Here is a 21,265-nt window from a genome sequence, read left to right on the forward strand (position 1 = left end):
AAAATGGAAAACCACATCGAAAATACAGAAGAAACGGCATTGAATGTTCCTGGATTGATTATTCTAATTGGGGTAATTTTTGGCGCACTGACTGTTCTTGCCTGGAATCTATCTATCCTGGGTGCGATCGGTGGAGCAATCGGAGGCTTTATTTTTGCAGTCATTTTTATTAGTTTTCTTCTAAAAGGAAAACCACATGACAGATAGGGGTTTACCCCCTTTTGTGCGTAGCTGGAGGCAGTTTTATATTTTAGTTGTTCTCTGGCTAGCGCTTTTTATTCTGTTTCTTTACGGATTTACACTGTATTTCTCATGAGTGCGATCGACTGGACCGTACTCTTTCTTACTCTTCTGCTCATTATCTGCTACGGCATATACAAGAGCAGAGGCATCCGCAATATAGACGGCTACCTGTTAGGCAACCGCTCTATGCCCTGGTATAATGTAGGGCTATCTGTAATGGCTACTCAAGCCAGTGCAATCACTTTTCTATCAGCTCCGGGTTTAGCTTACTCCTCCGGAATGAGCTTTGTACAGTTCTACTTTGGACTCCCGCTGGCCATGATTGTGCTCTGTATTACCTTTGTCCCAATCTTTCACCGTTTGCGTGTATTCACTGCATATGAATTTCTGGAGAAAAGATTCGACATCAAAACACGGGCACTTACAGCCATTCTGTTTTTGATACAACGCGGTATATCTACCGGCATTACCATCTTTGCACCTTCTATTATTCTATCGACCATTCTTCATGTAGATGTTACCTATACGACACTGTTTATTGGTAGTCTGGTCGTACTTTATACGGTATATGGAGGAACAAAAGCTGTCTCGTATACGCAGGCCCTGCAAATGAGTATCATCTTTGGCGGACTTCTGGTCGCAGGTTTTATGGTTGTGCATTTATTACCGGAAGATATCGGCTTTAGTAAAGCGCTTCATATTGCCGGAAAATCCGGAAAAACAAATGCCATTGATTTTACTTTTGACCCCAATAATCAATATACGGTATGGACAGGTCTGATCGGAGGTTTCTTTCTTCAGCTGTCTTATTTCGGGACAGACCAAAGTCAGGTAGGGCGTTATCTCACCAGCTCCTCTATCCGGGATAGCCGGTTGGGACTTTTGATGAACGGATTACTGAAAGTTCCGATGCAATTTGCCATTCTATTGATCGGCGTACTTGTATTTGCTTACTATCAGTATCATACCCCTCCTGTATTTTTCAACCAGCAAGAGATTCAGAAGCTTCAGGGAAGTAGCTATAATGAGGAATACCAGTCGCTTGAAAAGCAGCATGTACAACTGTATACTGAAAAACAGGCCGTCATCAATGAGTTGACAACAGCACTGGATAAAAATAATGATAAAGCAATAGAAGATGCCCGTCTGAAACTTGAACAATCAAATAAACAGGTACAGGGTGTCAGGGATAACGTAATAGCGCTGATCAAAAAGAACGATAGTAAAGCGGAAGTAAATGATAACAATTATGTATTTCTATCTTTTATAACCAGCACATTCCCTAAGGGTCTTATCGGATTACTTGTGGCCATTATATTCCTTGCTTCTATGGGAGCAACGGCCAGTGCCATCAACTCTCTGGCATCAACGACTATCGTAGATATCTACAAACGATTTATGAATAAAGAGGCTTCCGACCAGGGCTATCTTAATGCATCCAGGGTGATTACATTTGCCTGGGGCATATTTACCATACTCATCGCACTCTACGCCAGTCAGCTCGGCAACTTATTGGAAGCTGTCAATATACTTGGATCCCTGTTCTATGGAACAATATTAGGTATTTTTATTGTAGCCTTTTATGTGAAAAAAATAGGAGGGAGGGCGGTATTCTGGGCAGCAGTGATTTCAGAAATCATTATTGTAGCCATATGGAAAATGGATGTTGTTGCTTTCCTTTGGCTCAATCTTATCGGCTGCGCACTGGTTGTCATCATAGGACTTATCCTGCAGGCAACACTGCCACGAAAAACAGAGAAACTGGTAAGCTGAGAATGTTGATTAATATGACAAACAGCCTGCAGGCCCCGGTATGCACACCTGTCCTTTACATCTGAATCTAATCTACTTTGAATTGACCTGCTGATCAGGATAAAGTTTTTTGAACAAGAACTTAGTATTTCAGGTACAGGTTATACAATACACTTTTATCATATAGGGTAAGCTCGGGTCTGAGGTCATTCACAATAAACTTACGTTTGAATGCTACAATAGCTGCAGATAGGTTACGGGTATCGTATCCGATTATTTTGAGCGCATCTATAGGGTTGAAATTTTCTGGAGGGGTCATAAGTGTACGTTCATCATACCAGATCCCAAATCCCCGCTCAGCAAGCTTCTTCCACGGGAAAAATATACTTGGATCATTTTTACGGGTAGGAGCAATATCTCCATGACCTATAAAGTTGGCTGTAGGTATATCGTAATTTGTTTTTAAGGTATCCAATAAGGTTAGCAAGGCATTGATCTGCACCTCGGAAAACGGCTCTCTTCCATTATTATCCAGCTCGATTCCCAAAGAAACCGAATTCATATCTGTAACAGATCCCCATTTACTTGCTCCTGCATGCCATCCTCTCAGATAATCATTGAGTAACTGGTAAACCTCACCTTTCTTACCGATCAGATAATGTGCACTCACTTTGGTATGCTCCAGTGTAAATGTACGAAGCGTCTGTTTGAGGCTGTCCTGAGCGGTATGATGGATAATTACATAATTGGGTTTACGGATGTCAAAATGAATTGCTCCTACCCAATCCAGATCCTTACGCATTCCTTTTTGCTGAAGATCGGCCACTTTATCTACGGCCTTTACTTCCGGAACAGCGCTGTCTGCCGATTCTTTTGCTCCGCTTGGTTGCGGAAGCTCAGCAGTCAGTGTAGATGCAATCTCTTTGACCTGATTCTGGTACTGTTTATTTGTCTTGGCATATTGATTGGTCTTACAAGCTGAAAATCCTATCACCACCACTAAAACTCCAAATACGGCTTGTATGCCTGCTTTCATTACCTCGGCAAATTAAATGTAAGACCTAAAGCCAGAGATTCTGAAAACTGCAGTTTCGCTTTCGGGTTTTCAGGAGTAACATCATCGCTGTCATACAGCATTATCCCGTTTAAATTAACATTCACTAATCGTGTAATCTTAGCTGTCAGCCATACATCTAAACGATGACTGGGATCACCGATCTTCTCATAATTTGCAAACAGATTGTAACGACTCTTCAGATTAAGGTTCTTAGACAGATTCTTATCCAGGTTGGCAGTTATCTGAAATGCAAGATCATTTTTAAAAGTTTTTCCGGCCTTAACACCATACTTCTCCTGGTCTTTAGTGATTGTCTGTCCAGGATACTTGATGGCATATTGTTCTATTGTCAAGGGTTTGATACGATCGTCCAAGACGAAAGTCTGACGGGCAGTACCTGTACCAAATCGTACAGAAAACGTATTATCAGGCTTATACTCCAAACCGAAAGATTCCGTAACATAACCCGGAGCCATAAATGCAGAAACAGTTTCTTTTATTCGCTCTACGCCGTCTTTTGTTTCATACGTATAACCTACGTCAAATTGGGATTCAAATGTCAAGGAAGTAAAGAGTGACCAGCTTTTAGATAGTTTATAAGACAGCTTATTGTCCCAGAAAATACGGTCATTGTTCTTTTTGGCCATTTGATCCTTATTCTTCACTTTACCATATCGCAGATCTACCTCCGTAATAAAGTTAAAATCATCTTTATTAAATTCGGATTTATGCCAGGCATTTAGTCCCAAAGCTAATGAATTGACCCCTCCACCTTTCCAGCTATCACTGAATGAAGCCTGATTAGCGTTAACCCCAAACCGGCTCCAGTGCTTCCAGTAATCTACTTCCAGCGCCAATTTAGGAATAGGAACATTGATCGGTTTTATATTTAACTTTTGCTTATCCTGATTATTTGTAATAGAGTCCGGTTTTGCCCGAAGATCTTTTAAATCAACCTGAGCATGGGCTGTTTTGAAAAGCAGGCCCATCAATAGAAGAAAAGCGTAGTTTTTTATTTTCATAATAGCTGTTTTGTTAAACAATTATTTATAGGGTGTTATATCTAATGTTACGTCCGGCAGCAAAGGTAAGCGTTTTAATGCAGGATTGCTTATATACTGATCATAACTTGACTGAATATAGGTTGTCATCTGATATTCTGTTGCCGAAATTACAAAAAAATATGATGGCCGGTACTGTGTCATAAAATCCTTCAACCGCTCATCCTTAAGCCCAGTCACCTTTACAACCAATGCCTCCGTAAATTTGTAATCGATCATATTCTCTTTATAATCGTTTTCAATGAGGCGTGTCAACCGTTTTGCATTCTTTACTTCTCTGCTGAAAAGACTGTAAATCGCATTGATACTTACACCTGCTCCTGTTGGTCCGACTGAAAATACACTTCCCGGATCAGCCAGACGGTAAGCCTTATTATAGTTTTCCCGTTCCTGTTGCAGAATCTCTTCAGGTGTCTTCCTGCCTTTGACAGTTACTTCCTGCAGATAAATTGTTGCCCGCTTCAGATAAAACAGGATCACCGGGCTGTCTTCTACTTTTACAGTATCTCCGTGAAACCCTTTAGAGGACGCAATAAGTATATCTCCTTTTTTGGCTTTGATCTGAAACTCTCCTTTTGAATTATTAAAAACCTCGCCACCACCAGTCACATTCCTGATATTCACCTTCGCAATCCTTTGCTTGGTGTCCATATCAAAAACTATTCCTTCTATTTGCTTTTGTGCAAAAAGAGGCGTGATTTTCCCGAGAAATAAAATAAAAAAAAGAATATAAAGGCGCGTTCTCACAAGGTAAAACTACATTATCGAACGCTAATTGTGAAATATTTAACAACTTTTCACTGTTTGCAAACTATTTTGAAATCACAAGCAATTGCCCTATAGAAACATCATCAGCAGTCAATCCATTCAGTTGCTTTATCTGTTCTACAGACACATTATACATTTTACTGAGGGCATATAATGTCTCCTTTGCTTTGACTTCATGAATACGCATCGCCACAGGACTTTTTATCTGTTCAGGTACCACCGCTGCGGGTTCCTGTACAATACGTTGTTCTATTACTTTGTCCACGACTTCCTCACGCTTTTCTTTTTCCACATAAGTCTCGGAGCGGTCGTAGCGATACAACTCATACCTTTCGATCATATCAATCAGGAGTTCGGCATAGCGTGGATTTGTAGCATAACCAGCAGATTTCAGTCCTTTTGCCCAACCTTTATAGTCGTTCTTATCCAGCAGGAAAAGCTTCTCGTATCGTTTTCTTAATAAAAATTGAGAGTGATCTTTAAAAGATTGGTCCGGATTATCATATACGCGGAAACAGTCATTTTCGTTATCATCCGGACGGTTGACACTTCTGCCGTTCCAAACGCCGCCGCACTTGATACCGAAGTGATTATTTGCTTCTCTAGCAAGATAGCTATTCCCGCTTCCGGATTCGAGTAATGCCTGCGCCAATTTTATACTGGCCGGAATCCCGTATTTATTCATTTCTGAAATAGCAACACCTTTATAACGTTCAATATAGCTCAATCCGGACATACTGGTCGCTCCTTTGCCGGAGGAAGTCTGGCTGCCCTGATTTCCTTTTGAAACAGAGGTTCCATTTTTGCCCTGTAAAACGGTGTGCCTTTTACTTGAACATGATGATGCGACCAGCATAACCATGATGGACAAATAGAAAATCTTTTTCATTGAATACTATAGAGTTTTACCTTGTTATAAAATGCAATAATACTGAAAAAAAAGCTTATCTCAATTTTGAGGATGTTCCTTGTGAAACATCAGCATCTAATCTGTTGGCAATACGGGATTTATTATCTGAAACCGGAGTATCCAGTTCGTCCAATCCATATCTTTTGATCATACCCAACACCTGAGATTTCCAGCTTTTACTGTGTGAATATCCGGATCTTGCGATTCCGTTTATCCATTGCTGATAATCGTCTGAGTCGTATTTGTCAAAAAGTTTTTGAGTGGAAGTCCTTCGCTTTAGTAAGGCAACGAAGTCATGATATGAATCTAAAATAGAAGAATAGCCTTTGTAGGATGACCGGATGGTCTTGCTATTGTTCTTGCCTTTAATTCCGAAATGATTATTCAGGTTTTTGGCGACTTTGCTATTTCCATTTGCACTCTCATGCATTGCAATAGCTAAAATAACGGAGGCGGGAACACCCTGTTCGCGGCTCAGACGTTGTGCGATCTGCTTGTGCTCTTCGACATAAGATGTCGGAGAAAATTTCTGTGCAAAAGTAGTTATACTTAAAAAACACAAAAACAACACAAGAAGAACCTTCTTAAAGTTTTTTTCTTGCATAATAAATCATTTAGTCCACAAATCACTTTTTGCGTAATACAAAAAGCCCATCCCGAATAGGTAGAATTAATTTGTCTACCCGTTGATCTTTTGCTAACTGCTCGTTCAACTCGAGAATTTGTTTCGTTTGATTGTCCGGATCCTCCTGCAACACTTTTCCCTTCCATAAAACATTGTCGATCATAATAAGTCCTCCGGACGGAACCCGATCAACCAGTAATTCATAATACTGAAGATTTCTCTTTTTGTCAGCATCTATAAATATCAGGTCAAAATCTCCTGATATCTCTTTTATCACTTCCAGCGCGTCTCCGATATGATACCGGATCTGCTCCTTATATGATGATTCATCAAAATATCCCTGCACACGTTCTTCCTGCTCTGCATTGATATCAATTGTATGGATTTCACCATCTTTACTGAGCCCTTCAGCCAGACAAAGAGTAGCATATCCTGTAAATGTACCAATCTCCAAAATACGTCTCGGCCTTGCCATTTTACTCAAAAAAGAAAGTACTCTTCCCTGATAATGACCCGACAACATATGAGGCATAGTTTCCCGTAAATAGGTCTCTCTGTTGATCCTTTTTAGTAACGCAGATTCTGCGTCACAAGTATGTTCTAAGTACGTATTTAACAGTTCTTCTGACTGATACATGGATGCAAATGTAAATAAGGCTTTTGTAAATACAAAAACAAAAAATCATATCTCACTAAAAATCAAGACATTACTTTATTTCGTTCGTCACAAAGCAAAATAATGTCTGGATTCAGTAATTCTTAATAAAAGCGGGGATTTCTTAGATTAAACCAGATTGGCGGTAATTAATCTCAAAAATTCGGACCGTGTCACATCGTTTTGAAATGCACCGGTAAATGCGGATGTCGTTGTAACAGAATTTTGTTTCTGCACACCGCGCATAGCCATACACATATGCTTACATTCCATCACCACAGCTACACCTTGAGCACCAAGTGTCTCCTGAATACAATCCCGGATTTCATTGGTAAGACGCTCCTGTACCTGCAGACGTCTGGCAAAAATATCCACGACTCTCGGTATTTTACTCAGACCCACAATATGCCCGTTAGGAATATAGGCCACATGCGCCTTTCCAAAGAAAGGAAGCATATGATGCTCACAAAGCGAGTATACTTCTATATCTTTTACCACAACCATCTGACTGTAGTCTTCTTCAAACATAGCACCTTTCAATACAGCCGCCGGATCCAGATCATATCCGTGTGTGAGATACTTCAATGCTTTTGCAACACGCTCTGGTGTCTTTAACAGTCCCTCTCGTGCGGGATCTTCGCCCAGAGCCTGCAGAATATCGGTATAATGAGTAGCTATTCTGTCAACATGCACTGGATTATACTTGTCGATTTTAACGTAGCCATTCATCTCTTCATGATCTAAACTTGAAGGGTTGCTCATGATCAAATTTTATTTTTAAGATTTAATTGCCGAAATATTCGACATAGTTGTTTTCTGTTTCTACTAATTTCACACTATGAAGGATTACATTCTCCTGCTCAAAAAGAGGCTTTAATACATTAAAGATCTCAATAGCGATATATTCCGTCGAAGCCAGTTTGCCTTTCATAAAGTCTACATCAAGGTTCACATTGCGGTGATCCAGCTTTTCGATAATATGATGCAATATGATTTCCTTCATTTTTTTTAAATCGATCAGGAAACCGGTCTCCGGATTTACCTCTCCCTTGACTGTCACAAACAACACATAGTTGTGTCCGTGCCAATTGGGGTTGCTACATTTTCCAAAGACATTTTCATTCTGCTCTGATGACCAGTCCTCTCGGTAAAGTTTGTGCGCAGCACTGAAACGCTCGCGTCGAGTAATAAAAATCATAATGCTGCAAAGATACTGCTTTACGGTTAGATTTGAGTAAATATTAGTATTATTGTGGGACAACGCTTGCTCGTATGAAGACACTTATTGTTGCTGCTACATCCTTTGAAATTCAACCCTTTCTGGAAAAAAAACAGGATTATCCATCCTGTGAGATCCTAATCACAGGGGTGGGCATGACCAATACGGCCTATCAGCTCGGGAAACACCTGGTCAGCAATCCTTATGATCTGATTATTAACGTCGGAATAGCCGGATCTTTTGACAAAAATCTGATGATAGGAGAGGTACTGCTGATCACAGAAGATCGCTTTTCAGAATTGGGTGCTGAAGACGGAGAGACATTTCTTCCCATAGAAACACTCGGATTTGGCCAATCTGTTTATATTGCAACACCCCCTCCTGGCTGGAACACCCGTCTTGACTCTTATAAAAAATGTACCGCAATTACAGTCAATAAAGTACATGGTCATGAACAGACAATTGAAGATGTCAAAAGGCTGTTTCCTTCTGTCTCTTTAGAATCTATGGAAGGAGCGGCTGTATTCATGGCTGCCGGAGAAGAAAACATCCCTGTGATTCAGCTTCGAAGCATTTCAAACTATGTGGAAAGGCGCAACAGAGAGAACTGGAATATTTCGCTGGCAATCAAAAATTTGAACGTCCAACTTTTAGATCTTTTATCCAAATAGGTTTTATTTCTTGTTAATATTGCCATATCAGTCTCCTTTTTTTATCAAAAATGAAGTAAAGTCATATAATTTTGACAGCCGGAACCTTCAAAATATCAATAAATAATAGTAGTTTTGCGTATTAGAATTTGACACTATTTACAACTGATGAGAGAAATACAATTCAGAGAAGCACTTCGCGAAGCCTTAAGCGAAGAAATGCGTAAAGACGAAAAAATATTTTTAATGGGCGAGGAAGTTGCAGAATACAACGGAGCCTATAAAGTAAGTCAAGGTATGCTTGACGAATTCGGACCAAAACGCGTTATAGATACTCCAATCGCAGAGCTTGGTTTTGCCGGAATCGGTGTTGGAGCAGCAATGAACGGCCTTAAGCCTATTGTTGAGTTTATGACATTCAACTTTTCACTGGTAGCAATTGACCAGGTGATCAACGCTGCAGCCAAAATTCACTCGATGAGTGGTGGACAGTTTTCCATCCCTATTGTATTCCGTGGCCCTACAGGTAATGCCGGTCAGTTAGGTGCACAGCACTCTCAAAACTTTGAGAACTGGTATGCTAATACACCAGGATTGAAAGTTGTCGTTCCCTCTAACCCTTATGATGCAAAAGGACTTTTGAAATCAGCTATCATTGATCCGGATCCTGTTATCTTCATGGAATCAGAGGTAATGTACGGCGATAAAGGTCCTGTTCCTGAGGAAGAATACTACCTGGAAATCGGCAAAGCAAATGTCGTAAAAGAAGGTACTGATGTAACTGTTGTTTCATTCGGTAAAATGATTCCTCGTGTTGTTCTTCCGGCTATCGAAGAATTGACAAAAGAAGGTGTAAATGTTGAATTGATCGACTTACGTTCTGTACGTCCTATCGATTATGCAACTATCGTTGAATCTGTTAAGAAAACAAACCGTTTGGTTATTGTTGAAGAAGCATGGCCTCTGGCCTCTATCTCTTCAGAGATAACATACAAAGTACAACGTGATGCTTTCGATTACTTAGATGCTCCTGTAACTCGTGTTACAGCGGCAGATGTACCTCTTCCATATGCGCCTACATTAGTAGAAGCAGCTTTACCAAGTGTAGCTAAAGTGGTAAAAGCAGTAAAAGAAGTTGCTTACTTAAAGAAATAAGTTATCTTATTATAAATTCAGGAAAGCCTCTCAGTGATGAGGGGCTTTCTTTTTGACCACTTACTTAAATTCCTTTTATGAAAAAACACGCATTAGGCCTGCTTATCTTAATAGGCCTAACCTTGACCACTCAGGCACAACAAGCCGTTACTTTAAAAATTAAACCATCCCTTAACAAACCATCGATAGTCAAAATGGAGGTCAAGACAGATGTGGACGGACCTCAAAGTGTATTAATGAATATGTCCATGAAAATGGAAATGACACCAAAAAGTATAGAAGGGGAAAAGATTACTATTGAAACCCTTACCAAAACGATAAAAGCTGAAATCAATGCAGATATGATGACGCTGAATTACGATTCGGAAAAAGAATCCACTGACGAAATGGGAAAAATGCTGAGTGAACAGTTTGCACCTATACTTGACAAAACAATTACGACTGTAATGACAAACTCAGGAAAAGTGCTGGATGTATCCTTTCCGACAGAACTGGGACAAAGCATAGATAAAAACTCTTTTAATAATATGGCAACAGCCTTGCCCGATCATCCTGTAAAACCAGGAGATACATGGGATAGTGAAATAGAAAAAGGAGAACTTGTTCCGAAAATCACAACGAAATCAACATTTAAAGAAATATCGGATAGTGGCTACGTTATTGATATTGCAGGAAATGTATTCGGGGATGATGACTCTCAGATAGGAACGATAACCGGAAACTATATCTTAGATAAAACCACTAATCTGACCAAAAGTTATATCCTGACAACAAGACTTGAAGTACAGGGGACAAAAGTGACTACGGAAGTCACTATGAATACCTTATAAAAAACAAAAGGCTCTCCGAATGGTGAGCCTTTTGTTTTTTATATACGTAAATGCATTACGCATTAATTTCTTCTTTATATTGATCTGCAGACAATAAAGCATCTACATCAGCAGGATTGCTCAATTTAACACGAATAATCCAACCTTCGCCATAGGCATCCGAGTTAACCAATTCAGGAGAAGCATCAATAGCTTCGTTTACAGCTAATACAGTTGCAGTAACGGGCATAAACAGATCTGAAACTGTTTTTACAGCCTCTACTGTACCGAAAACTTCATTTGCAGGCACTTCTTCGCCTACTGTGTTGATATCCACAAATACGATATCGCCTAGTTCGCGTTGTGCAAAGTCTGTAATACCAATTACGGCTTCATCTCCTTCAACACGAACCCATTCGTGATCTTTCGTGTATTTTAATTCTGCTGGAAAATTCATAATCTTAATTTTTTCTCAAAAATAGAATTATAACATGACATTACAAAATATTAAAGATGCCCTTTATATATGATTAAAGTTGTATTTTTAGAATATGAATGCACAGATTGAAAAGTTGTATGCCCTTGCTCAAAAGCAGGAACGGATGATTATAGGCCTAATGTCTGGAACATCACTGGACGGATTAGATGTTGCACTATGTAAGATTTCCGGTTCAGGAAGCAATACACATCTGGAACTTGTCGCTTTTGAGACTCTGGATTACGAACCTCAATTCAGAACGTATGTAAGGGAAGTGTTTTCAAAGCGCACTATTGATCTGCAAACTTTATCCGGGCTGAATGCCTATGTTGGAATTGTTCACGCTAAGCTGATCAATCAGGCCTTGCAGCAATGGCATATGGATGCCTCTCAGGTGGATATTATTGCCAGTCACGGGCAAACCGTATATCACGCTCCTCAAAGTCTGACTCATGACACGCGCCTGCCGAATAGCACATTACAGGTAGGCGATGGAGATCATATTGCTGTAATGACCGGTATTATTACACTTTCAGATTTCAGACAAAAGCATATTGCTGCCGGGGGAGAAGGTGCTCCTTTAGCGGCATACGGAGACTACCTGCTATTCACCGATAAGACTGAGAACAGAATATTACTTAATATCGGTGGTATTTCGAATTTTACATTCCTGCCGCATACGGATAGTACCTATGAAGCATATGCAACAGATCTGGGTCCGGGAAATACCATGATGAATCAATATATGAAGGAATATTTTGATGAAGAAATGGATACAGACGCACATGTGGCCCGCTCCGGAAAACCTGATCAAAAATTATTGGAAGAATTAAGTAAAGAACCTTTTCTCCTGCTGGATTTTCCGAAAACAACAGGGCCGGAACTTTTTAATCTCAAGTATTTACATCATTTACAGGAATTGTCAGATACCACAACCCTCTCTCATGAAGACGTGATGGCTACACTTTGTCATTTCTCTGCAAACACCATTGTAGCCGCTATTTTAAAACAGTGCGAGGGTCTTCAGAATATTGCTGTATACATCAGCGGAGGAGGACTGCATAACCCTTTACTCGTAGAATTAATAAAAGCAGGTTTACCAGATTACAAAATAACTTCTTTCGAAGAGCTGGGACTTAATCCGGATGCAAAAGAAGCATGTCTGTTTGCATTACTCGCAAACGAGTCACTTGTTGGAAAACCGGATCATGTCAATCAGATCAAAGATTCACCTGCTGTTTGTATGGGCAAAATAAGTCTGCCAGTCTAATCGTTGTCGATAGCCTGATGTATATAGATTTTAAAGGCCAGCATGCTGTGTGCGGCCTCAATTACCTTATCCAGTGCATCAGAAGCAATCAGCTCTTTATCTGTAAACTTACGATAGAGAATAAAACTCTTTAATTTAAGGATCTCTATCTCCGGATGCGAAGCATCATATCCTGCAGGAGGTCTTACCAATTTATCTTCTGCAGACAGGTCTGATGCTTTCCACTGATGATCTTCCAATGCTTTATAAAACCCTTCAGCATTATAATCAATCTCCTGACGGATGGCATCCAGATGCTCTTTATTAGGTCTCCAGTAACCCACTCCTAAAAAAGACTTACCCGGCTCTATATGTAAATAATATTCCGGCCCGTCCAGTTTACGCCCGTCAACAGATATCCCGGCACTGAACCAGGTTTTGTAAGGGGTTTTATCGTTTGAAAAACGAGTGTCCCGATAGATCCTGAACAAACACTTGCTCTCTGAAATATCGGTGTGAATATGAGGATCAAAAGCAGATAATGCATCAATAATACCACGGATAAATGCTTTTACATTAGCCAGAGAAGCCTCATAAAGCTCTCTGTTTTCCTGAAACCATTCCCGGTTATTATTTGGACGAAGAGCCTCCAAAAAAGAAAAGGTTTGTTTTTCAATCTTAGCCATAACGAAAATAGAGTTTAAACCAACAACAAAAATATATAGACTAACGGAGCTGCAATAAGCACACCGTCAAACCGGTCCAGAAAGCCACCATGTCCGGGCATGATCTTACCTGAATCTTTGACATCCAGACTTCTCTTAAGCATAGACTCAACAAGATCTCCCAATGTCCCGAAAACGCCAATTGTCAGCGCCACGACAACCCATTGCCATTTTTCAATAGACCCGAAATACTGTTCCAGATTGAGCGCAACCACTACTGCAAGCAGTACACCTCCGATAAATCCTTCCCAGGTCTTGTTTGGAGAAATCCGCTCAAAAAGTTTCCGCTTTCCAAAACTTCTACCTGCCAAATAAGCTCCGGTATCATTAGACCATTGTAGAATCAGGTACCCTAAGGGGATGTAAAAGTTAAATTTCCCGTTTACAAAAGCCAGGCCTATCAGTGTTAAAAACGGGACAACAGTGTACACTATTCCACTGATAGTATAGGATATATCGTGAAAAGGAAATTTACGGTTTTGGTATAGAGCCGCAATATAGATCCATAAAAGAAAAGGAACAACCAGCAGAATAAACCGGAAAGACCAAAATTCCAGATAAGCCCCTCCGCCTGTAACCATCAGAACCAGTCCGGTCAATAACCCGATAGTCTTATCTGGTTTAATATCATCAGAAGTTACCAGTTTATAAAATTCATGAAGGCTTGCTACACCCAGTAGCGCAAAGAAAGCCACAAATACCTCTTTACCCAACAGGTGAGACCCGACAAGGATAATAACAAAGAAAACACCTGTAATAGCTCTTGTCTTCATGATTAGTTTTCTTCCGGATTAAGTTCTTCGATCAATGCATTTGCCTTCTCTACATCATTTACATTGACATAAAGCTCAATCTTACCAAACAGATAAGAAGAGTCCTGCTTGTTGAGAACAACAGCATTAACCTCATTTTCTAAAAGCATCTGCTTTACAATTTCACTCTGGATCGCATTCGTATACGTCTTGATCTTTACCCAGTCTTTTTCCATCGTTAATCTTTCTTGAATAGTTGTAAATTATAAATAACAATATCGTTGTTGCCGCTATACTCCCGATATAAATATACCATGGATAAGTTTCAGCAGTACTCATCTCCTCAAAAGTTTTCCCTTCTCTGGAATAGTAAAAGCCAAAAATGGTAGCCGTAGCATTGTTGATAAAATGTCCGAATATAGGGACCCAGATATTATTACTCCAGATCAGGAGATATCCGAAAAATGCTCCTAAAAACATTCTTGGGAAAAATCCGTAAAACTGAACATGTATGGCACTAAAAATTATAGCCGTTACCCAGATCGCAAGATGCTGATTTTTGAAAAGACGAAAAAAGCTCGTTTGGATTACCCCTCTGAAAAACAATTCCTCACAGATTCCGGGCAATAGGGCTAGAATAATCAGATTAATAAACAAACCCCACCACGACGTTTTCATTACGATACCAGACATCATGGAGGCCGCACTGTCTTCCTGTTCCCGCATCCAGGATTCGATGCCTTTCAGAGCATCCGGCAGAACCATCTCTGCATTCCATTCTGCAATCTGACTCATCAAAGGGATAAAAGCAGTCATCGTAAGCAATACCAGTACAAAATAGGTAAGGCGTCCCCTCTTTTGTAAAGGAAAGTAATTTATCTGACGCTGTTCGGCCTGTAAAAGAAAATAAGCCGGTAATCCGAATGTAGCAATACTGCTTACAGCTAATAACAAATTGCTGAAAACCGGATTACTCATGATCGACGAGCCTGATTTGAGCACGTCAAAACTTCCGGAATAAACAGCATATATAAACATGACTATTCCCTGCAGCGTCAAACTGCAAGCCAGGCTAATAATAATCAATAATAGCATAGATACGACCGGCGTATGAATAGGCTTTGTTAATAGCATTTGTTATTGTAAAAATAATAATGATACTGTATTCTCTTAATCTCAAAAATTTGTTAAAGATAGGCAATATCAGTAGTTTGCACGTTCAATTTTACAAATACTGCGGATTTTTCCCGCAAACACCTAATTCTTATGGAAAATAGAAGAGATTTTATTAAAAAGGCCGCATTATTAACGGGTTCCTTTGGTCTTTTTAATAGCCTGCCCGGATCTATTCAGGCAGCACTAGCTATTGAGCCGGCGGCCGGATCCACATTCTATGACGCAGAGCATATCGTACTACTGATGCAGGAAAACAGATCTTTTGATCACAGCTTTGGTACCTTAAAAGGTGTGCGTGGATTTAATGATCCCAGAGCAATCCAACTGCCTAATAAAAATCTGGTCTGGTTACAGCAAAATAAAGAAGGTAAAACATATGCTCCATTCCGGCTGGATCTGCAAAGTTCGAATGCAGCCTGGACTAGAGATCTTCCGCATTCCTGGGAAAACCAATCTGCTGCACGCAATAAGGGAAAACACGATAACTGGCTGGAGGCCAAACGTTCGGGAGTAAAAGAACAAAGAGATATTCCGCTGACACTGGGTTACTATTCCAGAGCTGATATTCCATTCTACTATGCTTTTGCAGATGCATTTACGATTTGTGATCAGCATTTCTGTTCTTCTATAACCGGAACTACCACTAACCGCCATTTCTTCTGGACAGGAAAATGTGTCCCTAAAAAGGGAGAAAAGCCCCTTGTCCGTAATTCCGATATCTATTTTAATCAACTTGCTCACTGGAAAACTTTTCCTGAGCGGTTGGAAGAAAATAATATCAGTTGGAGAGTATATCAAAATGAGGTCAGCATCCAAAATGCGCTTGAAGGAGAACGCGAACCCTGGTTGGGCAATTTTACAGACAATAATCTGGAGTGGTTCGCGCAATATAATATCCGCTTCAAGAAAAGCCATACCGATTTCTTAAAAATACGTGTAACGCAATTACCTGCAGAAATTGCGGAATTGGAAACACAGATAAAAAATACAAAGGTTGCTGATAGCCAAAAATTACAGAAAAACTTAAAGAACAAAATTCAGCAACTCGAGAGCTATCAGTCTGCATTAAAAACATACAGTGCTGAGAACTTTGCTGCATTAAGCAATTTTGATAAAGCGCTTGTAACGAAAGCCTTTCAAACAAATGAAGGAGATCCACACTACCACGAAATCGAAACGGTATCAATGGATGATCAGGGAACATCAAAAGATATTACGGTTCCTAAAGGAGATGTACTATATCAGTTCAGAGAGGATGTCAAATCCGGAAAGCTGCCTACAGTTTCCTGGCTGGTTGCTCCACAAAACTTTTCTGATCATCCGAGCGCACCGATGTACGGCGCCTGGTATGTTTCAGAAGTGCTGAATATATTGACGCAGAATCCTGAAGTCTGGAAAAAAACTATTTTTATCCTTAACTACGATGAAAATGATGGTTATTTTGACCATATCCCTCCTTTTGTTGCGCCTAATCCAAATGATCCTGCATCGGGCCGAACCTCTACGGATCTGGACTATAGTGATGAATATGTAACACGCGAACAAGAGATTGCAGCGGGTGTATCAGAGCAAAGTGCAACTGAAGGCCCTGTCGGCCTGGGGTATCGCGTTCCATTGGTCATTGCCTCACCATGGTCTAAGGGAGGCTGGGTTAATTCCGAAGTATGCGATATTACCTCTACTATTCAGTTTATGGAAACATTCCTGAATAAAAAGTACAACAAGCAAATCTTTGAAAGTAATATAAGCTCATGGAGAAGAGGTATTACCGGCGATCTGACTTCGGCCTTCCGTCCTCAAACGAATAAAAGTACATCTTCTCCTGATTTTCTTGACCGCAATGAACAAATCCTGAGAATAGATAAAAGCAAATCACTGGACTATCCGAAAAACCACCAAGCGCTGTCCTCTTCAGAAATAGAAACAGCAAACAGATCTCCGGCTACGAGTCCGTTTTTACCTAAACAAGAGTCTGGTATAAAAGAATCCTCTGCATTAGCATATGAATTGTATGTAGATGCTGAGATGACTGCGTCTAAAATAAAACTTCGATTTAATGCCGGAAAAAATATATTTAAAGACAACGCATTAGGCTCGCCTTTCAATGTGTATTCCGGGCCTTCCTATAAAGACGGTGTTAGCTACTGGCCTTTTGCTACTTCAGCCGGAAATCAGGTAGATTTTGAATGGAATCTTGCCGACTTCAAAGACAACTATGACTTACGGGTATATGGTCCTAACGGATTTTTAAGAACCTTCAAAGGCAATCAAAGTTCACAATTATTAGACGTAACCTGTGAATATGAATTAGATAAGAAAGGTATTCCGACAGGCAATATCAACCTCAGGATTAAAAATACAGATGCGAATAAAACACGACCTGTAATTGTATCTGCACAGATCTATCAACAGCTTCAGGAAAAAATTAACCTGAAGCCCAATCAGGAAAAAATCATTTCTATCAATGGGAAAAAATCGTTTAACTGGTATGAAGTTAAGGTTTTATTAGCTGATGATCCGAACTTTGAACGTGGTTTTGCCGGAAGAGCAGAGACAGGTACTTCCTCGATGACAGACCCTCAAATGGGACGTGTTATTTAACGAAAAAGGGCTGAAGTTTAAACTTCAGCCTTTTTCAATAGTTCTATTAATTTACTCTGACCGGATCTGCCGGTTTACGCATCTGCTGATACGGATATGTTTTCATCTCTTCCAACAAGATCTGTATCGTTTTCTCCAGTTGCGGATCACGACCCTGCAGCACTTCTTTTGGAGTCTGCTCCACAAAAACATCAGGAGCAACCCCTTCATTTTCGATAATATAATTTCCTTTCAGATCGAATATCCCAAAGTTAGGAGAAGTTACCCTTCCGCCATCCAATAGAATAGGGTAGCCACTGATACCGACTAATATGCCCATAGTCGTACGTCCAACCAGCTTTCCTAAGCCTTTATGACGAAACATATAAGGCATCATATCGCCTCCTGATCCTGCATTTTCATTAATAATCATAGCCTTTGGTCCGTAAATACCATTTCCGGGTGTAGTAAAGCTCTTTCCGTCGCGTATACCCCAGCCAGCGATCAGATCACGGGACAACAGATCGATGACATAGTCGGCTACCGATCCTCCACCGTTGTTACGCTCATCCAATAACAGGGCTTTCTTATCCATTTGAGAGAAATAGTATCTGTTGAACGAGGTATATCCCTCTGAACCTGTATTCGGCATATACACATACGCTATCTGGCCTTTACTAAGTTCATCTGTACGTTTTCTATTACGCTCTACCCATTCTGTCTGACGTAGGTTTATTTCATCACTGAAAGGAATCGGTTTCACGACAACCTCTTTTGCTCCAACAAGGGATGGTTTACTATTCACCATAATGACCGTTTGCTTTCCGGCTGTTTGATTGAATAAACTATAAATATTCATATCAGCAGTCAGTTCCACTCCATTTACAGATACAATAAACATACCTTCCGAAACCTCTATCCCCGGCTCAGCTAATGGTGCCTGCAGCTCAGGATTCCACTCCATACGGGTATAGATCTTACTTATCTGATAACGGTTGTCAACTATTTTATAATCCGCACCCAGCATTCCGACATTCACAGACGGAGTTCTTGGCTGATCTCCCGGATAGATGTAACTATGACCGACAACCATCTCACCCATCATTTCATTCAAGAGATAAGACAGGTCCGAACGATGGTTTACGTACGGCAGAAATTTCTCATATTTACGCTTTACGGCATTCCAGTCTGCACCGTGCATATTCTCAACATAGAAATATTCTTTTTCCATTGCCCAGACCTCATTGAATACCTGCTTCCATTCAGCAGCAGGATCTACCAGCTGTTTAACATTATCAATCTTTAGTTTACCGTTATCAGGAATAGGCTTTTGGTTAGAATTCACAATAAAATATGAACCGCCTAAACTGTACATCAGCTTTTTACCATCTGCACTAACCTCAAATCCACCGGCCCCCTCTACAAATACTTTATCTTCCAGCTTCTTTAAATCATATGCTCCGATAGTACGCCCGCGTTGGTAAAGCAGCATATCTTCCACTCTTCCATCCAGTTTATAATAGCCTGCAGGTAATGGCAAAGCGACAATACGATTAGAAATCTGATCAAATTCGACTTTTATATTTTTGACTTTCGGTTCTTCTTTCTTTTCCTCTTTTTCTTCTTTTTTCTTCTCTTCTTCCTTTTCTTTATCCTTACCAACAGCTTCTTCATCACTTTCCAGTTTAAACGGAGAAGGCGTATCCTTAGCTAAAATAAAGGCATAAATGGTATAATTAGGGGAACGCTCATAGGCGGACATATGCAAACCCGAGTTTGTCAGACCGGTATTGGTACTAGCCGTAAAAAACAGGTACTTTCCGTCTCTGCTGAATGTAGGCTGATGCGTTTCAGACATACCATCCGTAATCTGCTGACTTTGCTTTGTATCCAGATTATACATAAATACTGCCGATACAGTATTCGGTAATGTTTTGATGTAAGATATCCATTTAGAATCCGGAGACCATGACGGTTCAAAATAATTGCCTGTTCTGTTAGTATGCGATCCCAGGACATCATCATCAACTTTTGTCACTTTCTTCGTGTCAATATCTACATAATACAAGTTGAGATGAGCATCATTAAAGAATAGCTTTTTGCTGTCCGGAGACCAGATCGGATCAAAATAGAAGTAATAATCTCCCAGTGATATATAAATAGGGTCATTTTTGGCCATCTGATCTCTCAGCACCAATTCATATTTTCCCCTTGCGTCAGACAGATAAGATATCCATTTTCCGTTGGGTGACCAATTCGGGAAACGCTCATGAGAGCCTGGTGAAGAGGATATATTTCTTGCATCACCTTTTTCCTTAGGTACTGTGAATATTTCGCCTCTTGCTTCAAAAATTGCCCGCTGACCCGTAGGAGAGACATTCCAATTGCGGATACCTTCGGATATATTGGTATAATGAGGGCGCTTATACGTGTTATCTGCAAAGATCTGAACAGGGATATGAGAAGTCTTTTTACTTTTAATATTGAAGGTATAGATCTTACCTTCAGCTTCATAAATAAGATCATCACCGAAGCCGTTTAATGTCCGGATGTCGTATTCCTTGCTATTGGTAATTTTCTCTGTTTTCTTGGTTTTTGTATCGTAGCTGAAGATATTCACGATTTTATCTCTATCTGACAAAAAGTAGATCTTATCTCCTAACCATATAGGCTTAACATTATTACTTTTTTCTCCGGGTACGATTTCAATATCATTTGTTTTATTATTGAAAATCCAGATCGAAGGCATACCTCCACCTCTGTATCTTTTAAAAGCTACAACTTCACGTTCCGTAGGGTCGGAATTTTTTAAATATGCCCAATAATTACCGTCAGGAGAAGGGGAGCCTTCAAAAGCTGTCGGCATAGGAAGAGCTTCATCTTTTCCTTTGTTTATATTGATTTTATAGAGTCTGGAACCCAATGAATACTGAAATTCCTGTGTACTTGTAAAATAGAGTTCCTCGTTATTAATCCAGCCTCTCATAACATCTGCTGCGGGATGATACGTAATTCGTTTAGGTTCACCTCCTGCGACAGAGATGGTGTAAACATCGACATTACCATCATAGTTACCTGTAAAAGCAATCTGCTTTCCGTCGGGTGAAAACATTGGATTTCTTTCTACATCGGGGTTGACAGTAAGTCTTTTAGGATTACTGCCATCTCTTCCTGCGATCCAGATATCGCCTCCATATACAAAAGAAATGTGATTTTGACTGATGCTGGGATTTCTCAATAAGAGAGTTTCCTGTTGCTGTCCCTGAGCAGCTGTAGCTGAAAATACTGTGAGAATGATACTACTGAAATAGAATCTTAGCTTTTTATTCATAAAGTAGGAAATATACTATTAAAATTTTGTTGTAAAACAGCATGAAGATACAGTTATGAAATCTGATTTA

At 40.0% G+C, this 21,265-nt stretch carries 21 protein-coding genes; 7 read left to right on the forward strand and 14 right to left on the reverse strand.

Annotated elements, in window-relative coordinates:
- Positions 1 to 3: 3 nt before the first annotated feature.
- Together I6J02_RS06785 and I6J02_RS06790 are read left to right on the forward strand one after the other, a co-directional pair.
- Positions 4 to 207: a hypothetical protein gene (locus I6J02_RS06785; RefSeq protein WP_002998565.1), complete on the forward strand. Its 204-nt coding sequence runs from the start codon at positions 4 to 6 to the stop codon at positions 205 to 207.
- Between the two features lie 105 nt (positions 208 to 312).
- Complete coding sequence (locus I6J02_RS06790; RefSeq protein WP_201681004.1) at positions 313 to 2,016, forward strand: sodium:solute symporter; 1,704 nt, start codon at positions 313 to 315, stop codon at positions 2,014 to 2,016.
- A gap of 121 nt (positions 2,017 to 2,137) precedes the next feature.
- Here I6J02_RS06790 and I6J02_RS06795 read toward each other — a convergent pair whose 3' ends face one another.
- The 8 genes from I6J02_RS06795 to I6J02_RS06830 all read right to left on the reverse strand — a co-directional run bounded on the left by I6J02_RS06795 (position 2,138) and on the right by I6J02_RS06830 (position 8,269).
- Entirely contained in the window at positions 2,138 to 3,031 is an 894-nt protein-coding gene (locus I6J02_RS06795) for an N-acetylmuramoyl-L-alanine amidase (protein WP_201681005.1), read from the reverse strand.
- Positions 3,031 to 4,074 carry a DUF3078 domain-containing protein gene (locus I6J02_RS06800; RefSeq protein ID WP_236582334.1) on the reverse strand — a complete coding sequence of 348 codons (1,044 nt, stop codon included), beginning with the start codon at positions 4,072 to 4,074 and terminating at the stop codon, positions 3,031 to 3,033. Before I6J02_RS06800 ends, I6J02_RS06795 begins: the two co-directional genes overlap by 1 nt.
- Before the next feature lie 21 nt (positions 4,075 to 4,095).
- Positions 4,096 to 4,764, reverse strand: coding sequence for a hypothetical protein (locus I6J02_RS06805; protein ID WP_236582335.1), 669 nt, complete (start codon positions 4,762 to 4,764; stop codon positions 4,096 to 4,098).
- Between the two features lie 160 nt (positions 4,765 to 4,924).
- Positions 4,925 to 5,770, reverse strand: coding sequence for a glucosaminidase domain-containing protein (locus tag I6J02_RS06810; RefSeq protein WP_201681008.1), 846 nt, complete (start codon positions 5,768 to 5,770; stop codon positions 4,925 to 4,927).
- A 55-nt stretch (positions 5,771 to 5,825) separates the two neighbouring features.
- Positions 5,826 to 6,395 (reverse strand): glucosaminidase domain-containing protein, encoded by a 570-nt coding sequence (locus tag I6J02_RS06815; RefSeq protein WP_003009747.1) that lies wholly within the window; start codon positions 6,393 to 6,395, stop codon positions 5,826 to 5,828.
- A gap of 22 nt (positions 6,396 to 6,417) precedes the next feature.
- The gene (locus tag I6J02_RS06820) at positions 6,418 to 7,053 is read right to left on the reverse strand and encodes an O-methyltransferase (protein ID WP_201681009.1); all 636 of its coding nucleotides are present in this window, start codon (positions 7,051 to 7,053) and stop codon (positions 6,418 to 6,420) included.
- A gap of 147 nt (positions 7,054 to 7,200) precedes the next feature.
- Positions 7,201 to 7,800, reverse strand: a complete 600-nt coding sequence (folE, locus tag I6J02_RS06825) for a GTP cyclohydrolase I FolE (RefSeq protein ID WP_201681669.1) — start codon at positions 7,798 to 7,800, stop codon at positions 7,201 to 7,203.
- A 55-nt stretch (positions 7,801 to 7,855) separates the two neighbouring features.
- Positions 7,856 to 8,269, reverse strand: coding sequence for a 6-pyruvoyl trahydropterin synthase family protein (locus I6J02_RS06830; RefSeq protein ID WP_201681010.1), 414 nt, complete (start codon positions 8,267 to 8,269; stop codon positions 7,856 to 7,858).
- A 74-nt stretch (positions 8,270 to 8,343) separates the two neighbouring features.
- On the opposite strand from I6J02_RS06830, the gene mqnB reads away from it, so the two are divergent.
- The 3 genes from mqnB (at position 8,344) to I6J02_RS06845 (ending at position 10,925) form a co-directional block, all read left to right on the forward strand.
- The gene (mqnB, locus tag I6J02_RS06835) at positions 8,344 to 8,961 is read left to right on the forward strand and encodes a futalosine hydrolase (RefSeq protein ID WP_201681011.1); all 618 of its coding nucleotides are present in this window, start codon (positions 8,344 to 8,346) and stop codon (positions 8,959 to 8,961) included.
- Between the two features lie 147 nt (positions 8,962 to 9,108).
- Positions 9,109 to 10,095 carry a pyruvate dehydrogenase complex E1 component subunit beta gene (locus tag I6J02_RS06840; RefSeq protein ID WP_002998545.1) on the forward strand — a complete coding sequence of 329 codons (987 nt, stop codon included), beginning with the start codon at positions 9,109 to 9,111 and terminating at the stop codon, positions 10,093 to 10,095.
- Positions 10,096 to 10,172: 77 nt separating this feature from the next.
- Entirely contained in the window at positions 10,173 to 10,925 is a 753-nt protein-coding gene (locus I6J02_RS06845; RefSeq protein WP_201681012.1) for a DUF6263 family protein, read from the forward strand.
- 55 nt (positions 10,926 to 10,980) lie between these two features.
- Here I6J02_RS06845 and gcvH read toward each other — a convergent pair whose 3' ends face one another.
- Positions 10,981 to 11,361 (reverse strand): glycine cleavage system protein GcvH, encoded by a 381-nt coding sequence (gene gcvH, locus I6J02_RS06850; RefSeq protein WP_002998541.1) that lies wholly within the window; start codon positions 11,359 to 11,361, stop codon positions 10,981 to 10,983.
- A 94-nt stretch (positions 11,362 to 11,455) separates the two neighbouring features.
- On the opposite strand from gcvH, the gene I6J02_RS06855 reads away from it, so the two are divergent.
- A complete protein-coding gene (locus I6J02_RS06855; protein WP_201681013.1) occupies positions 11,456 to 12,652 on the forward strand; it encodes an anhydro-N-acetylmuramic acid kinase in 1,197 nt (398 codons plus the stop codon).
- Here the strand turns inward: I6J02_RS06855 and I6J02_RS06860 are convergent.
- Genes I6J02_RS06860 through I6J02_RS06875 form a run of 4 tightly spaced genes read right to left on the reverse strand, consistent with a single transcriptional unit; the run spans position 12,649 to position 15,242 of the window.
- Complete coding sequence (locus tag I6J02_RS06860; RefSeq protein WP_201681014.1) at positions 12,649 to 13,317, reverse strand: DUF2461 domain-containing protein; 669 nt, start codon at positions 13,315 to 13,317, stop codon at positions 12,649 to 12,651. The two genes, I6J02_RS06855 and I6J02_RS06860, sit on opposite strands and share 4 nt — an antisense overlap.
- A gap of 14 nt (positions 13,318 to 13,331) precedes the next feature.
- Positions 13,332 to 14,129 carry a phosphatidate cytidylyltransferase gene (locus I6J02_RS06865; protein WP_201681015.1) on the reverse strand — a complete coding sequence of 266 codons (798 nt, stop codon included), beginning with the start codon at positions 14,127 to 14,129 and terminating at the stop codon, positions 13,332 to 13,334.
- A gap of 2 nt (positions 14,130 to 14,131) precedes the next feature.
- A complete protein-coding gene (locus tag I6J02_RS06870; protein ID WP_236582337.1) occupies positions 14,132 to 14,344 on the reverse strand; it encodes a putative signal transducing protein in 213 nt (70 codons plus the stop codon).
- Complete coding sequence (locus I6J02_RS06875; protein ID WP_201681016.1) at positions 14,292 to 15,242, reverse strand: CPBP family intramembrane glutamic endopeptidase; 951 nt, start codon at positions 15,240 to 15,242, stop codon at positions 14,292 to 14,294. The genes I6J02_RS06870 and I6J02_RS06875 overlap by 53 nt, the downstream gene beginning before the upstream one ends.
- A gap of 132 nt (positions 15,243 to 15,374) precedes the next feature.
- On the opposite strand from I6J02_RS06875, the gene I6J02_RS06880 reads away from it, so the two are divergent.
- Positions 15,375 to 17,885, forward strand: coding sequence for a phosphocholine-specific phospholipase C (locus I6J02_RS06880; protein WP_201681017.1), 2,511 nt, complete (start codon positions 15,375 to 15,377; stop codon positions 17,883 to 17,885).
- Between the two features lie 46 nt (positions 17,886 to 17,931).
- Here the strand turns inward: I6J02_RS06880 and I6J02_RS06885 are convergent, their stop codons facing one another.
- Entirely contained in the window at positions 17,932 to 21,195 is a 3,264-nt protein-coding gene (locus I6J02_RS06885) for a S41 family peptidase (RefSeq protein ID WP_201681018.1), read from the reverse strand.
- Positions 21,196 to 21,265: the final 70 nt, after the last annotated feature.

Source organism: Sphingobacterium spiritivorum (assembly GCF_016725325.1).
Classification (GTDB): Bacteria; Bacteroidota; Bacteroidia; order Sphingobacteriales; family Sphingobacteriaceae; genus Sphingobacterium.

What these genes read in the sequence shown, in the direction of transcription:
- I6J02_RS06785 (WP_002998565.1), top strand. Translation starts at nt 4, where the DNA reads ATGGAAAACCACATCGAAAATACAGAAGAAACGGCATTGAATGTTCCT.
- I6J02_RS06790 (WP_201681004.1), top strand. Translation starts at nt 313, where the DNA reads ATGAGTGCGATCGACTGGACCGTACTCTTTCTTACTCTTCTGCTCATT.
- I6J02_RS06795 (WP_201681005.1), bottom strand. Translation starts at nt 3,031, where the DNA reads ATGAAAGCAGGCATACAAGCCGTATTTGGAGTTTTAGTGGTGGTGATA.
- I6J02_RS06800 (WP_236582334.1), bottom strand. Translation starts at nt 4,074, where the DNA reads ATGAAAATAAAAAACTACGCTTTTCTTCTATTGATGGGCCTGCTTTTC.
- I6J02_RS06805 (WP_236582335.1), bottom strand. Translation starts at nt 4,764, where the DNA reads ATGGACACCAAGCAAAGGATTGCGAAGGTGAATATCAGGAATGTGACT.
- I6J02_RS06810 (WP_201681008.1), bottom strand. Translation starts at nt 5,770, where the DNA reads ATGAAAAAGATTTTCTATTTGTCCATCATGGTTATGCTGGTCGCATCA.
- I6J02_RS06815 (WP_003009747.1), bottom strand. Translation starts at nt 6,395, where the DNA reads ATGCAAGAAAAAAACTTTAAGAAGGTTCTTCTTGTGTTGTTTTTGTGT.
- I6J02_RS06820 (WP_201681009.1), bottom strand. Translation starts at nt 7,053, where the DNA reads ATGTATCAGTCAGAAGAACTGTTAAATACGTACTTAGAACATACTTGT.
- folE (WP_201681669.1), bottom strand. Translation starts at nt 7,800, where the DNA reads ATGAATGGCTACGTTAAAATCGACAAGTATAATCCAGTGCATGTTGAC.
- I6J02_RS06830 (WP_201681010.1), bottom strand. Translation starts at nt 8,269, where the DNA reads ATGATTTTTATTACTCGACGCGAGCGTTTCAGTGCTGCGCACAAACTT.
- mqnB (WP_201681011.1), top strand. Translation starts at nt 8,344, where the DNA reads ATGAAGACACTTATTGTTGCTGCTACATCCTTTGAAATTCAACCCTTT.
- I6J02_RS06840 (WP_002998545.1), top strand. Translation starts at nt 9,109, where the DNA reads ATGAGAGAAATACAATTCAGAGAAGCACTTCGCGAAGCCTTAAGCGAA.
- I6J02_RS06845 (WP_201681012.1), top strand. Translation starts at nt 10,173, where the DNA reads ATGAAAAAACACGCATTAGGCCTGCTTATCTTAATAGGCCTAACCTTG.
- gcvH (WP_002998541.1), bottom strand. Translation starts at nt 11,361, where the DNA reads ATGAATTTTCCAGCAGAATTAAAATACACGAAAGATCACGAATGGGTT.
- I6J02_RS06855 (WP_201681013.1), top strand. Translation starts at nt 11,456, where the DNA reads ATGAATGCACAGATTGAAAAGTTGTATGCCCTTGCTCAAAAGCAGGAA.
- I6J02_RS06860 (WP_201681014.1), bottom strand. Translation starts at nt 13,317, where the DNA reads ATGGCTAAGATTGAAAAACAAACCTTTTCTTTTTTGGAGGCTCTTCGT.
- I6J02_RS06865 (WP_201681015.1), bottom strand. Translation starts at nt 14,129, where the DNA reads ATGAAGACAAGAGCTATTACAGGTGTTTTCTTTGTTATTATCCTTGTC.
- I6J02_RS06870 (WP_236582337.1), bottom strand. Translation starts at nt 14,344, where the DNA reads ATGGAAAAAGACTGGGTAAAGATCAAGACGTATACGAATGCGATCCAG.
- I6J02_RS06875 (WP_201681016.1), bottom strand. Translation starts at nt 15,242, where the DNA reads ATGCTATTAACAAAGCCTATTCATACGCCGGTCGTATCTATGCTATTA.
- I6J02_RS06880 (WP_201681017.1), top strand. Translation starts at nt 15,375, where the DNA reads ATGGAAAATAGAAGAGATTTTATTAAAAAGGCCGCATTATTAACGGGT.
- I6J02_RS06885 (WP_201681018.1), bottom strand. Translation starts at nt 21,195, where the DNA reads ATGAATAAAAAGCTAAGATTCTATTTCAGTAGTATCATTCTCACAGTA.